Origin of the sequence: Pantoea sp. BL1 (assembly GCF_000963985.1) — a bacterium.
Taxonomy (GTDB): domain Bacteria; phylum Pseudomonadota; class Gammaproteobacteria; order Enterobacterales; family Enterobacteriaceae; genus Pantoea; species Pantoea rwandensis_B.
On sequence record NZ_JZRH01000016.1, the window covers coordinates 93,808 to 108,218 of the forward strand.

General features: G+C 53.3%; 11 protein-coding genes. 9 read left to right on the forward strand and 2 right to left on the reverse strand.

Features of this window, described 5'->3' with window-relative positions; translation table 11 throughout:
• Window positions 1–140: 140 nt before the first annotated feature.
• Both glnD and map read right to left on the reverse strand, forming a co-directional pair.
• A complete protein-coding gene (gene glnD / locus VH86_RS09740; RefSeq protein WP_045832789.1) occupies window positions 141–2,795 on the reverse strand; it encodes a bifunctional uridylyltransferase/uridylyl-removing protein GlnD in 2,655 nt (884 codons plus the stop codon).
• A gap of 67 nt (window positions 2,796–2,862) precedes the next feature.
• Window positions 2,863–3,657 (reverse strand): type I methionyl aminopeptidase, encoded by a 795-nt coding sequence (map, locus tag VH86_RS09745; RefSeq protein ID WP_038648936.1) that lies wholly within the window; start codon window positions 3,655–3,657, stop codon window positions 2,863–2,865.
• 320 nt (window positions 3,658–3,977) lie between these two features.
• Between map and rpsB the strand changes: the two genes are divergently transcribed.
• From rpsB to bamA, 9 genes are all read left to right on the forward strand, one after another.
• Window positions 3,978–4,697 carry a 30S ribosomal protein S2 gene (gene rpsB / locus VH86_RS09750; RefSeq protein WP_038648935.1) on the forward strand — a complete coding sequence of 240 codons (720 nt, stop codon included), beginning with the start codon at window positions 3,978–3,980 and terminating at the stop codon, window positions 4,695–4,697.
• A 181-nt stretch (window positions 4,698–4,878) separates the two neighbouring features.
• Window positions 4,879–5,730 carry a translation elongation factor Ts gene (gene tsf, locus VH86_RS09755; RefSeq protein WP_045813809.1) on the forward strand — a complete coding sequence of 284 codons (852 nt, stop codon included), beginning with the start codon at window positions 4,879–4,881 and terminating at the stop codon, window positions 5,728–5,730.
• Between the two features lie 154 nt (window positions 5,731–5,884).
• The gene (pyrH, locus tag VH86_RS09760; RefSeq protein ID WP_034829488.1) at window positions 5,885–6,610 is read left to right on the forward strand and encodes a UMP kinase; all 726 of its coding nucleotides are present in this window, start codon (window positions 5,885–5,887) and stop codon (window positions 6,608–6,610) included.
• A gap of 142 nt (window positions 6,611–6,752) precedes the next feature.
• On the forward strand, window positions 6,753–7,310 hold the full coding sequence (frr, locus tag VH86_RS09765) for a ribosome recycling factor (RefSeq protein WP_038648929.1): 558 nt from the start codon (window positions 6,753–6,755) through the stop codon (window positions 7,308–7,310).
• Window positions 7,311–7,548: 238 nt separating this feature from the next.
• Complete coding sequence (gene ispC, locus VH86_RS09770; RefSeq protein WP_197080209.1) at window positions 7,549–8,751, forward strand: 1-deoxy-D-xylulose-5-phosphate reductoisomerase; 1,203 nt, start codon at window positions 7,549–7,551, stop codon at window positions 8,749–8,751.
• A gap of 166 nt (window positions 8,752–8,917) precedes the next feature.
• Window positions 8,918–9,670, forward strand: coding sequence for a (2E,6E)-farnesyl-diphosphate-specific ditrans,polycis-undecaprenyl-diphosphate synthase (gene ispU / locus VH86_RS09775; RefSeq protein ID WP_034829480.1), 753 nt, complete (start codon window positions 8,918–8,920; stop codon window positions 9,668–9,670).
• An 18-nt stretch (window positions 9,671–9,688) separates the two neighbouring features.
• The gene (gene cdsA / locus VH86_RS09780; protein ID WP_038648924.1) at window positions 9,689–10,546 is read left to right on the forward strand and encodes a phosphatidate cytidylyltransferase; all 858 of its coding nucleotides are present in this window, start codon (window positions 9,689–9,691) and stop codon (window positions 10,544–10,546) included.
• Between the two features lie 12 nt (window positions 10,547–10,558).
• Complete coding sequence (rseP, locus tag VH86_RS09785; RefSeq protein WP_038648921.1) at window positions 10,559–11,908, forward strand: sigma E protease regulator RseP; 1,350 nt, start codon at window positions 10,559–10,561, stop codon at window positions 11,906–11,908.
• Between the two features lie 51 nt (window positions 11,909–11,959).
• A complete protein-coding gene (gene bamA, locus VH86_RS09790; RefSeq protein WP_045813807.1) occupies window positions 11,960–14,371 on the forward strand; it encodes an outer membrane protein assembly factor BamA in 2,412 nt (803 codons plus the stop codon).
• The last annotated feature ends 40 nt before the right edge of the window (window positions 14,372–14,411 follow it).

Below are 14,411 nucleotides of genomic sequence, written 5' to 3' on the forward strand. Positions count from 1 at the left end.
TGGCAAACATCATTCATGTTGCAGGACAAAACACGATGTGTGTTTTGAACAGCGCTCGCGCTGGCCCCTTCGGGGCGAGGCCCATGGAAGGGTCGAGTAATATAGCCAACGCACCTGCAGCGTTAAGTATGGAAGCCAGGTCACAGTTTATCGTTTGGATTGAGGGCCTCTGTCAACCGTTGTTGCAGCACATTGCGCATTTCTACATCAAGTGCGCGCCGTTCGCTGTCCGCCAGGATGAAAAGATCCTCAACTCGTTCGCCAATCGTACTGATGCGCGCGCCGTGCAGAGAAACGCCGAGGTCGGCAAACACTTCCCCTACACGCGCCAGTAAGCCTGGCTGATCCAGCGCCACCAATTCCAGATAACTGCGACGGTCAGTGTGCGTCGGCAGGAAATTCACTTCGGTATCGACACTGAAGTGCTTAAGTCGTGCAGACTGGCGACGAGTGCGCGGCGGCACCCACTCGGTTTGGGTAATCGCTTGCTCCAGTGCCTGCATAATCATCGGATGACGATCGGCGGCCAGCGGACTGCCATCCGGCTCCAGCACAATGAAGGTATCCATCGCCATGCCGTCGCGGCTGGTAAAGATCTGGGCATCGTGCACGCTCAGGTTTCGGCGGTCCAGTTCACCGGCTACTGCGGCAAACAGGTGAGGGCGGTCCGGGCTCCAGATAAAGATTTCAGTCCCACCGCGTGTGGCCTGCGGGCTGACCAGCACCAGGGGTTTGGTGAGATCGTGGTCGATCAGATGACGCGCGTGCCATGCCAGCTGATTCGGCGTGTGACGCAGGAAATAGTCAGCACGGCAGCGGCTCCAGATATGGTGCAGGCGCTCTTCGTTGAGGTTTTCCATCCGCAACAGCGCGAGGGCCTGTAAGCGATGATGACGCACGCGTTCGCGCAAGTCCGGGCTGTTTTCCATGCCGCGACGCAGCTGTTTTTCGGTCGCGAAGAACAGTTCACGCAGCAGGCTCTGCTTCCAGCTATTCCACAGGCTTTCGTTGGTGGCGCAGATGTCGGCTACGGTGAGACACACCAGATAACGCAGGCGGTTTTCATTCTGCATGACTTCAGCGAACTGCTGAATCACGGTTGGATCCTGAATATCGCGACGCTGGGCGGTGACCGACATCAACAGATGATGGCGCACCAGCCAGGCCACCAACTGCGTTTCCCGCGAGTTGAGCCCATGCAATTCGGCAAAATCAAGCGCGTCCTGCGCCCCCAGAATCGAGTGGTCACCGCCGCGCCCTTTGGCGATATCGTGCAGCAAGGCAGCCATCAGCAGCAGTTCGATCTGTGGCAAACGCGGCCAGAGTTCTACACACAATGGGTGCATCGGACGCGTGGCTTCGTTGGCGAAGCTTTCCAGCTTTTGCAGGACGCGAATGGTGTGCTCATCCACCGTGTAAGCATGGAACAGGTCAAACTGCATCTGGCCGACAATATTGCCCCACAGCGGCGTATACGCCCAAAGGACACTGTGGCGATGCATCGGCACCAGCGCTCGCTTTACCGCGCCCGGATGGCGCAGAATCGCCATAAAGGTGTCACGCGCTTCGGCAATCTGGCACAGCGGCTGCTTCAGATGACGACGCGCATGGCGCAAGTGACGTAGCGTGGTGGAGTAAATGCCGGTGATGTTCTCATTACGGACCATCACATAGAACATGCGCAGAATGGCCTGCGGTTCACGTTCGAACAACGTGGGGTCACGCAGATCGATTAAATTGCCGCGCAGCTGGAAATCGTCATCAATGCTGCGCGGTTTTTCGGTGGTGGAGAGTGCGAGGATCGCTTCATCAAACAGCTGCAGCAGCATCTGATTGAGCTCACCAATGCGGCGCGTCACCCGGTAAAAATCTTTCATCATGCGCTCAACCGGCTCATTGCCTTCGCCGAGATAGTTGAGCCGCTGTGCCACAGTGAGCTGACGATCAAACAATAAGCGGTTGTCGTAGCGTGGTAACGTTAAGTGCAGCGCAAAGCGAATCCGCCAGAGGAACTCCTGGCATTCATTAATTTCATTGCGCTCGGCCTCCGTGATAAAGCCAAACCCCACCATCTCATCCATGGTGGTGGCACCGAAGTGGCGGCGCGCCACCCACTGTAAGGTGTGGATGTCGCGCAGGCCGCCGGGACTGCTTTTGATATCGGGTTCGAGATTGTAGCTGGTGCCGTGGTAGCGCTGATGACGTTCCTGTTGCTCTTCAATCTTTGCCGCAAAAAAGCGAGAGGACGGCCAGAAGCCATCGCTGAAAATGTTCTTCTGCAACTCAAGGAACAGGGCGACATCGCCTGTCAGCATGCGGGATTCAATCAGGTTGGTCGCGACAGTAAGATCGGACAAGCCCTCCAGCAAGCACTCTTCCAACGTGCGCACACTGTGGCCAACTTCGAGTTTTAAATCCCACATCAGCGTCAGGAGTTCGCTGGTGCGTTGCGCGGCCGCATCATCCAGTGGCTGGCGGCTGAGTATCAAGACATCGATATCGGAGAGCGGATGCAGTTCACCACGGCCATAGCCGCCCACCGCAACCAACGCAATCTCTTTCATTCTATCGAAGCCGTAGAAGCGCCACAGTCGGCGCAACAGGCGATCGATAAATAGCGTGCGGGCATCAATCAGTGATTCAACGTCAGTACCGGCATCAAAGGCCATACCGAGATGCTGCTGGAATTGCTCCAGATAGAGTTTTAATTTGTCACGCGTCAGGGCTTCATCGGGCCAGCTGGCGGGGGAATCAGTCAGGCCTTTGTGTACTGCTTCGGTCACGCTACCACTCATCGACATGCCTCGTAAGCGCCATAAAAAAGGCCGGCATTATGCCGGCCTGGTACTGTCTTGAAGAACGTTACGCGTTGTTTTCAAGCACCGCAGTAATGGTGTCATCTTCACGCAGCGTAAGAATCTCACAGCCGTTTTCTGTCACCACAATAGTATGCTCATACTGCGCGGACAAGCTGCGATCTTTGGTTTTTACGGTCCAGCCATCCTTCATGGTGCGGATACGATAATCACCGGCATTGACCATCGGCTCAACGGTGAAAGTCATCCCCGCCTGCAACACCACGCCGCCGTCATCAGCATCATAGTGCAACACCTGTGGCTCTTCGTGGAAACCTTTGCCGATGCCGTGGCCGCAGTATTCACGTACCACAGAGAAATCCTGTGCTTCAACATATTGCTGAATCGCACGGCCCAACTCACGCAGGCGGATGCCCGGTTTAACCAGACGCAGCGCAATGTAGAGGCTTTCCTGGGTGACACGGCACAGGCGCTCGCCTTGAATAGTCGGTTTGCCGACGATGAACATTTTCGAGGTATCGCCGTGATACTCGTCTTTGATCACCGTGACGTCGACGTTGACCACATCGCCATCTTTTAATACGCGATCATCGCTCGGGATGCCGTGGCACACCACTTCGTTAACCGAAATACACACTGATTTCGGAAAGCCGTGATAGCCAAGGCAGGCTGAGATAGCCTGCTGCTTATTCGTGATGTGATCGTGGCAGAGACGGTCGAGTTCACCTGTGGTCACACCCGGCACCACGTGCGGGGCGATCATTTCCAGCACTTCAGCAGCCAGACGGCCCGCCACGCGCATTTTTTCGATTTCTTCAGGGGTTTTGATTGAAATGGCCATTAAATAATCCGCAATTGCCGACATTTTCGACAATAATGAGTTCTGTGGCAGTCATGTTAGCAGTCAGTCATTAGGCTGCCAAATCGGGATGACTCCTCGCTCAAGCTGCTAACAACTGTTGGCGTATTCCTGCGCATTATGGTATAAAGCGCGCCGACGATTCTCTGTCACCTTCGTTTCGTTGGCTGGCAGGAAACGCATAAAACTCATTATGTGTACTAAAACACACATGTATCGACACATACGCCGGGGTGCCTTGAAAGAGGTCGGTTGTATGGGATACATGGAGGCCCAACCCCAATCATACTTTAGAGGTAATCATGGCAACTGTTTCAATGCGCGACATGCTCAAGGCTGGTGTTCACTTTGGTCACCAGACCCGTTACTGGAACCCGAAAATGAAGCCATTCATCTTCGGTGCTCGTAACAAGGTTCACATCATCAACCTTGAGAAAACTGTACCAATGTTCAACGAAGCTCTGGCTGAGTTGCAGAAGATCTCTTCACGTAAAGGCAAAATCCTTTTCGTTGGTACTAAGCGCGCTGCTGCCGAATCTGTAAAAGAGTCAGCTCTGAGCTGCGACCAGTTCTTCGTTAACCACCGCTGGTTGGGTGGTATGCTGACCAACTGGAAAACTGTTCGCCAGTCAATCAAGCGTCTGAAAGATCTGGAAACTCAGTCTCAGGACGGTACTTTCGACAAACTGACCAAAAAAGAAGCACTGATGCGTGCTCGTGAACTGGCCAAGCTGGAAAACAGCCTGGGCGGTATCAAAGATATGGGCGGTCTGCCGGATGCACTGTTCGTTGTTGACGCTGACCACGAACACATCGCAATCAAAGAAGCAAACAACCTGGGTATCCCAGTATTTGCTATCGTTGATACCAACTCTGATCCAGATGGCGTTGATTTCGTTATCCCTGGTAACGACGATGCGATCCGTGCTGTAAGCCTGTACCTGACTGCTGTTGCGACTACCGTGCGCGAAGGCCGTTCACAGGATCTGGCTGAGCAGGCTGAAGAAGCTGCTGAAGCTTAATAAGGTTCGCTCTTTCTAAGAGCCCTTAGACATCAGATGTTATCTGTTAAGGGGGCCGCACAGGCCCCTTTTATTTATCTAAGTTTGTCACGCTTCTTTCGGGTAAGCGGGGCAGAGTAAATTTTCCGCAACAAGTTTCTGACAGTGTTAACGCACACAGAGACGAATCGAGGATTCTGGAATGGCTGAAATTACCGCTGCATTGGTAAAAGAACTGCGTGAGCGTACTGGCGCAGGCATGATGGATTGCAAAAAAGCGCTGACCGAAGCGAACGGCGACATCGAGCTGGCGATCGAGAACATGCGTAAATCTGGCGCGATCAAAGCCGCTAAGAAAGCAGGCAACGTGGCTGCTGACGGCGTGATCAAAACCAAAATCGCTGACGGTTTCGCAGTGATTCTGGAAGTTAACTGCCAGACCGACTTCGTAGCTAAAGATGCTGGTTTCCAGGCTTTCGCTGATAAAGTGCTGGATGCAGCCACTGCAGGTAAAGTGACTGATGTTGAAGCTCTGAAAGCGCAGTTCGAAGAAGAACGCGTAGCGCTGGTTGCTAAAATCGGTGAGAACATCAACATCCGTCGTGTTGCTATCCTGGAAGGTGCTCAGCTGAACAGTTACCAGCACGGCGCACGTATCGGCGTTCTGGTTTCAACCACCGGTGCTGATGAAGAGCTGAGCAAGCAAGTTGCGATGCACGTTGCGGCAAGCAAGCCAGAATTCGTTAAGCCAGAAGACGTGTCTGCTGATGTGGTCGAGAAAGAGTACCAGGTTCAGCTGGACATCGCCATGCAGTCTGGCAAGCCTAAAGAAATCGCAGAGAAAATGGTTGAAGGCCGCATGAAGAAATTCACCGGCGAAGTTTCTCTGACCGGTCAGGCTTTCGTTATTGATCCAAGCAAAACTGTTGGCCAGGCTCTGAAAGAGAAAGGCGCAGACGTGATTAACTTCATCCGCTTCGAAGTGGGCGAAGGCATCGAGAAAGTTGAAGCTGACTTCGCAGCAGAAGTTGCTGCAATGTCCAAACAGTCTTAATGCTCCGAAAGAACCGCCGGAAGGCGGTTCTTTTTTGTCTGCGTTTTGCGTGGACCACTTTTCAGTCTCATCCCAATAGCTTTTTTCGTTCGCTAAGCGGATGATCGATCAGATTTAACTTCTCATTCATCATATCTTCCAGGAAGAATTGACCATGGCGACCAACGCAAAACCTGTATATCAACGTATCCTGCTAAAACTGAGTGGCGAAGCACTGCAAGGTGCCGAAGGTTTTGGTATTGACGCGAGCGTGCTTGACCGTATGGCGCAAGAGGTGAAAGAGCTGGTTGAGCTGGGCATCCAGGTGGGTGTGGTTATTGGTGGCGGTAACCTGTTCCGTGGCGCTGGCCTGGCACAGGCAGGCATGAACCGTGTGGTCGGCGATCATATGGGTATGCTGGCAACCGTGATGAACGGTCTGGCAATGCGAGACGCATTGCACCGTGCGTATGTTAACGCGCGTCTGATGTCCGCGATTCCGCTGAATGGCGTGTGTGATAACTACAGCTGGGCAGAAGCAATCAGCCTGCTGCGCAATAACCGCGTGGTGATTTTCGCCGCCGGTACTGGCAACCCGTTCTTTACCACTGACTCCGCCGCTTGTCTGCGTGGCATCGAAATCGAAGCCGATGTGGTGTTGAAAGCCACCAAAGTTGACGGTGTTTATTCAGATGATCCGGTGAAAAACCCGGACGCGACGCTGTATGAGCAGCTGACCTATGGCGAAGTACTGGATAAAGAGCTGAAAGTGATGGATCTGGCGGCCTTTACATTGGCTCGCGACCATCAATTGCCGATCCGCGTCTTCAACATGAACAAGCCTGGCGCACTGCGTCGCGTAGTGATGGGTGAAAAAGAAGGCACTCTGATTACGCATTAATACCCGACGCAAGATAAAATAAGGTATATTCTGTTGGCGCGATGCGTGGCATCGCGCAGCTTTCAGGATGATCGATGTTTATCGATACCACTTCCGGGTTGCCCGGAAATGGCCAGGTCAAACCGAATCCAAGGGTTTTAACGTGATTAACGACATTAAAAAAGATGCCGACACGCGCATGGAAAAATGCGTGGATGCATTCAAAAACCAAATCAGCAAAGTGCGCACCGGTCGTGCTTCGCCTTCACTGCTCGACGGCATTATGGTGCCTTACTACGGTACACCTACGCCATTGCGTCAGCTGGCTAGCGTCACGGTAGAAGATTCTCGTACGCTGAAAATCAACGTGTTTGACCGCTCACTGAGCCCGGCCGTTGAAAAAGCGATTATGGCATCTGACCTGGGTCTGAACCCAAGCTCAGCAGGTACCGATATTCGTGTGCCACTGCCAGCGCTGACCGAAGAGCGTCGTAAAGATCTGATCAAGGTCGTGCGTGGTGAAGCGGAGCAGGGGCGTGTTTCTGTTCGTAACGTGCGCCGTGATGCTAACGACAAGATCAAAGCACTGCTGAAAGACAAAGAGATCAGCGAAGACGACGAACGTCGCTCGCAGGATGAGATCCAGAAAATGACCGATGGCTACATCAAAAATGTTGATGTCGCATTGGCCGAAAAAGAAAAGGAACTGATGGATTTCTAATTCCATTAGATTACCTATACCCCAAATAATTCAGGGTGCAGGAAGGCGGCAAGAGAATGAATTCCCAGGAGCTTACTCAGTTAAGTGACTGGGGTGAATGAGCGTAGCCAACGCACCTGCAGCTTGAAGTATGACGGGTATAAAACGCCGTTCAGAGACGTTGTGCGACTCTGGCGGCGTTTTACATTGTGCCTGGCGCGGTTGCAGGCACGATCCACGACGTCACAGGGATAGCATGATGAAGCGATTAACTCTGCTGGGTTCCACCGGCTCGATTGGTACCAGCACGCTGGCCGTCATCGCAGCCAATCCAGACCTGTACCAGGTCACCGCGCTGGTGGCGGGTCAAAACGTAGCGCTGATGGTTGAACAGTGTCAGCAATTTACCCCACGCTATGCGGCGATGTCTGATGAAGCCTCCGCACAAGCGCTGCGTGAGCGACTGAGAGCATTGAATCTTCCTACCGAAGTGCTCTCCGGCGTTCAGGCGGCTTGCGAGCTGGCAGCACTCGATGAAGTGGATCAGGTGATGGCGGCTATTGTTGGCGCCTCCGGGCTGCAACCCACGCTTGCCGCGATTCGTGCTGGCAAAACCGTTTTACTCGCGAACAAAGAGTCACTTGTCACGTGCGGCCGCCTGTTTATGGAGGCCGTGCGTCATCACAAGGCGCAGCTGTTGCCGGTTGACAGCGAGCACAACGCCATTTTTCAGAGTTTACCCGCTTCCATACAGCATCAGTTGGGGTACGCTGATCTGCGAGAGAATGGCATTGATTCTATTCTCCTTACGGGATCGGGTGGCCCTTTTCGTGACACGCCATTAGCGGATTTGGCCGCTATGTCGCCAGATCAAGCGTGTGCGCATCCGAACTGGTCAATGGGACGTAAAATCTCCGTTGATTCGGCCACCATGATGAATAAAGGTCTTGAATACATTGAAGCCCGCTGGCTATTTAATGCCACTGACGCACAGATGGAAGTCATCCTGCATCCGCAGTCGGTGATTCACTCCATGGTGCGTTACTGCGATGGCAGTGTGCTGGCGCAGCTGGGATCGCCTGATATGCGAACCCCCATCGCGCACAGCATGGCATGGCCAGCACGTATTTCGGCCGGCGTAACGCCACTCGATTTCACGCGAATGAAGTCACTGACGTTTGCAGAGCCGGACTATGAGCGCTATCCCTGCCTGAAGTTGGCAATCGATGCTTGCTCAACAGGGCAGGCCGCCACCACCACGCTGAATGCGGCAAACGAAGTGGCCGTTGCGGCATTTCTGCAGCATCAGATTCGCTTTACCGACATCGCCGCCATCAACAGCGAAGTGCTGGCGTCCCTGATGTGCCAGGAACCGGGCAGCATTGAGGATGTGATGGAGATCGATCGGTTAGCGCGTATCTGTGCCACAGAATTGCTACCACGCTTTCGTTTAGCAGGTTGATACTTCCCGCTATTTGTTCGCTCAGGGTGAAAATGGTATAGTCGCTCGCTCGCGTTTTTCGGCCCGACATTGTTTCGATGTCATCTGGTAGCGATGCCGGGGTTTGCCGCAGGCGCAATGTATTCAGAAACCACAGCATTTCTGATGAAAGGAATTATTACGCGTTATGTCGTCCAACAATCACAACACAATCGATGACGAGTCGTACTGCACGCCACGTCACGTGGCCATCATTATGGATGGTAATGGTCGCTGGGCAAAAAATCAGGGCAAACTGCGTATTTCAGGCCACAAAGCCGGGGTAAAATCAGTACGCCGGGCCGTCAGCTTTGCGGTCAGCCATAAACTGGAAGCGCTCACGCTCTATGCGTTCAGCAGTGAAAACTGGAGCCGACCGGTACAGGAAGTGACGGCCTTAATGGAATTGTTTGTCTGGGCGCTCGACAGCGAAGTCAAAAGCCTGCACAAACACAACGTGCGTCTGCGCGTGATTGGCGATATCAGTCGTTTCAATAATCGTATTCAGGAACGCATTCGTCGCGCCGAGGAACTGACTCAGCAAAATAATGGACTCACCCTCAACATTGCTGCCAACTATGGCGGCCGTTGGGATATTATCCAGGGTGCCAGAAAACTGGCTGAACAGGTTCAGGAAGGTTTATTACGTCCTGACCAGATAACCGAAGAAAGTCTGGCTCCCTATCTGTGTATGCAGGAGCTGGCGCCGGTGGATTTAGTGATAAGGACCGGGGGAGAGCATCGGATTAGCAACTTCCTGCTGTGGCAGATCGCCTATGCTGAGTTTTGGTTTACCGATGTTCTTTGGCCTGATTTTGATGAACACGTTTTTGAAGGTGCACTGAATGCATTCTCTTCGCGGGAGCGACGCTTTGGCGGCGCGGCACCAGGCGGCGCCTGAGCAATCTGGGGGTAACCTTTGCTGAAGTCTCGTCTGATCACCGCGCTTATTTTGATTCCGCTAGTGATCGCTGCTCTGTTTTGGTTGCCGCTGTCCGGATTTGCGATTACCACCATCATCATCTGTATGCTTGCCGCCTGGGAATGGGGGCAGCTGGCGGGTATGAAGACACGTCAGCAGCGTATCTGGCTCGCCGTGCTATGCGGCCTATTGCTCTCAGTGATGCTGTTCACTCTGCAACCCTATCAACGCAATCTGCACCAGTTCCAGATGGAAGGCTCACTTTGGGCCGCGCTGGGATGGTGGATTGTCGCCCTGTTTCTCGTGCTGTTTTATCCTGCCTCTGCGGCGTTGTGGCGCACTTCGCGCCCACTCCGCGTGCTATTCGGCATCCTGACCGTGATTCCCTTCTTCTGGGGCATGATGGCGCTGCGCCAGTATCATTACGATACCGATCACTTTGCGGGAGCATGGTGGCTGCTGTTTGTGATGCTGCTGGTCTGGGGCGCAGATTCTGGCGCTTACATGTTTGGCCGTTTGTTTGGTAAACATAAGCTGGCGCCAAAAGTGTCACCGGGTAAAACCTGGGAAGGCTTCTTTGGCGGCCTGCTGTCATCCGCGATTATCGCCTGGCTGTTTGCGCTGCTGGCTCCGCTTTCCGTGGCGCCGGGTACGCTGATTATCTGTGCCGTTATTGCTACGCTGGCTTCGGTACTGGGTGATTTGACCGAGAGCATGTTCAAACGTGAAGCGGGCATCAAAGACAGCGGTAACTTGATTCCGGGTCACGGTGGTATCCTCGATCGTATCGACAGCCTGACCGCTGCGGTGCCGGTTTTTGCCTGCCTGCTGCTGCTGGTGTTCCGCACCCTCTGAGGATTAGCGACAATGTTGAGCATACTCTGGAGTTTTGTCGCCTTTATCGTGGCACTTGGCGTACTCATCACCGTGCACGAATTCGGCCACTTTTGGGTCGCCCGCCGCTGCGGTGTCAAAGTCGAACGTTTCTCGATTGGCTTTGGCAAAGCGTTGTGGCGTCGTAGCGACCGTCAGGGCACTGAATACGTCATTGCCCTGATCCCGCTCGGCGGCTACGTCAAAATGCTCGACGAACGCGTAGAGAGCGTTCCCGCTGAACTCCGTCATCAGGCCTTCAACAATAAAACTGTGCTGCAGCGTGCTTCAATCATTGCGGCCGGTCCCATTGCTAACTTCATCTTTGCCGTCTTCGCTTATTGGGTCGTCTTTATCCATGGCGTACCCGGTGTGCGTCCGGTTGTTGGCGAAATTCTGAACGGTTCCGTCGCGGCTGAAGCGCAAATTACCTCCGGCATGGAACTTAAAGCGGTAGATGGTATCGAAACGCCTGATTGGGATGCAGTGCGCATGGCGCTGATCGGAAAAATCGGCGACAGCAGTACCACGCTTACCGTCTCGCAATTCGGTGAAGATGCCACGCAGCAGAAGCAGGTCGATTTGCGCGAATGGCAGTTCGAACCGGATAAACAGGACCCGGTTGTGGCATTAGGGATTCGTCCTCGTGGGCCACAAATCGAAACGACCTTAGCTGAAGTGCAGGCAAATTCGCCGGCCAGCGCTGCCGGTTTGCAAGCAGGCGACAGGATCGTTAAAGTCGATGGTCAGCCGTTAACACAATGGCAGGCTTTTGCGGCGCAGGTACGCGATAATCCGCGCAAAAACATGGCGCTGGATGTGGAACGTAACGGCGAACTCGTGGCGTTGACGTTAACGCCAGAAGCGAAACCGGGCAATGAAGCGGAAGGCTTTGCGGGAGTGATTCCGCGCGTCATTCCGCTGCCGGACGAGTATAAAACGGTTAGGCAGTATGGGCCCTTTGCCGCTATCGGTGAAGCCAGTGTCAAAACCTGGCAACTGATGAAGTTAACGGTCTCAATGCTGGGCAAGTTGATTACCGGGGATGTGAAGCTGAATAATCTGAGCGGGCCAATTTCGATTGCGCAAGGTGCAGGGTTATCAGCGGAATACGGGGTGATTTACTATCTGATGTTCCTGGCGCTGATCAGCGTCAATCTGGGGATCATCAACCTGTTCCCTCTGCCGGTATTAGATGGTGGACATCTGCTCTTTCTGGCGATCGAAAAGATCAAAGGTGGACCGGTGTCCGAGCGAGTTCAGGACTTCAGTTATCGCATTGGCTCAATTCTGCTGGTGTTATTAATGGGGCTTGCACTTTTCAATGATTTCTCACGTCTGTAATAGCTGGACTGCGGACAGGCGCGGGATGTGTTAGGAAAACGCATAACAACGATGGCGATGAAAAAGTTGCTCATAGCGTCGCTGCTGTTTAGCAGCGCCACCGTTTACGGTGCAGACGATTTCGTAGTGAAGGACATTCATTTCGAAGGTCTCCAGCGAGTCGCCGTCGGCGCGGCTCTGCTCAGCATGCCCGTACGTGTCGGTGATACCATTTCTGACGATGACGTCAGAAACACCATTCGCTCTCTGTTCGCCACCGGCAACTTTGAAGATGTTCAGGTTCTGCGTGATGGAACAACCCTGATTGTTCAGGTGAAAGAGCGTCCGACCATTGCCAGCATCACTTTCTCCGGCAACAAAGCGGTGAAAGAAGATCAGCTGAAGCAGAACCTTGAAGCTTCTGGTGTGCGCGTCGGTGAAGCACTCGACCGCACCACGCTTTCTTCGATTGAGAAGGGCCTGGAAGACTTCTACTACAGCGTCGGTAAATACACCGCCAGCGTGAAAGCGATTGCGACACCGCTGCCCCGTAACCGTGTGGATCTGAAATTCGTCTTCCAGGAAGGCGTGTCTGCTCAGATTCAGCAGATCAACATCGTTGGTAACAAAGCCTTTAGCTCTGACGAATTGATCTCGCGCTTCTCACTGCGTGATGAAGTGCCGTGGTGGAACGTGGTAGGCGATCGTAAATACCAGAAACAAAAGCTGGCCGGGGATCTTGAGACTCTGCGTAGCTTCTATCTGGATCGCGGTTATGCGCGCTTCAACATCGATTCCACTCAGGTGAGCCTGACGCCAGATAAAAAAGGCATCTACATCACCGTGAACATCAACGAAGGCGATCAGTATAAGATTGCCGGCGTTATCGTGAACGGCAGCATGGCGGGCCACTCTGCGGAAATCGAAAAGATGACGCGTATTCCATCGGGTGAGCTGTACAACGGCACCAAAGTCACCCAGATGGAAGACGACATCAAAAAACTGCTGGGTCGTTATGGCTATGCCTATCCGCGTGTGGTGACACAGCCGGAAATTAACGATGCAGACAAAACCGTTAAACTGCATATCAATGTGGATGCCGGTAACCGTTATTACGTGCGTAAAGTGCGCTTCGAAGGTAACGATACGTCGAAAGATTCCGTACTGCGCCGTGAGATGCGTCAGATGGAAGGCGCATGGTTGGGCAGCGACCTGGTTGATCAGGGTAAAGAACGCCTGAACCGCACCGGTTACTTTGAAACGGTTGATGTAGACACGCAGCGCGTGCCAGGTTCTCCGGACCAGGTCGATGTGGTTTACAAAGTGAAAGAGCGTAACACCGGTACCTTTAACTTTGGTGTGGGTTACGGCACCGAAAGTGGCGTCAGCTTCCAGGTGGGTGTAACCCAGGATAACTGGCTCGGTACAGGTAATACCGTTGGCATCAGCGGGACTAAAAACGATTATCAGACCTATGCTGAATTCTCACTGACCGATCCGTACTTCACGGTCGACGGTGTCAGCCTGGGTGGTCGTTTGTTCTACAACGACTTTAAAGCGAATGATGCTGACCTGTCCGATTACACCAACAGAAGTTATGGTGTTGATGGCACGTTAGGCTTCCCAGTAAACGAGAACAACACGCTGCGTGTCGGCCTGGGTTACGTACATAACGACCTGTCCAACATGCAACCACAGATTGCGATGTGGCGTTATCTTGACTCGGTTGGCCGTCATCAGGAGTTGAATGATAAAGGTGATTTCTCTGCAGATGACTTCACCTTCAACTACGGTTGGACATACAACACGCTGGACCGCGGTTTCTTCCCGACCAGGGGTAACCGTACCAACCTGAACGGCAAAGTGACCATTCCAGGTTCCGATAACGCCTTCTACAAAGCGACGTTGGATTCTCAGCAGTACGTGCCACTGAACCGTGATGGCACCTGGGTGGTGCTGGGACGTGGCCGTGTCGGATATGGTGACGGGCTCGGTGGAAAAGAGATGCCGTTCTATGAGAACTTCTACGGCGGTGGTTCAAGTACAGTTCGTGGCTTCCAGTCCAATACCATTGGTCCGAAAGCGGCGTATCTGAACGATCACTCCTCCACCTGTAACCTGACGGATGCCAATGGCGTCTGTAAGTCAGATGATGCGGTGGGTGGTAACGCGATGGCAATTGCCAGCCTTGAGCTGATCACGCCAACGCCGTTCCTGAGCGAGAAATACGCTAACTCAGTCCGTACATCGGTGTTCATGGACGCCGGTACTGTCTGGGATACCAAATGGCAGAACACCGCAGAAACACGTGCGGCGGGCATTCCGGACTACAGCGATCCGAATAACATTCGTGTCTCTGCCGGTGTTGCACTGCAATGGATGTCGCCATTAGGTCCGCTGGTATTCTCATATGCTCAGCCGATGAAGAAAGTCGAGGGAGACAAGTCAGAGCAGTTCCAGTTTAACATTGGTAAAACCTGGTAAGGCTCTGAACAAGGAAGTGAAAATACCGTCTTGCATCCGT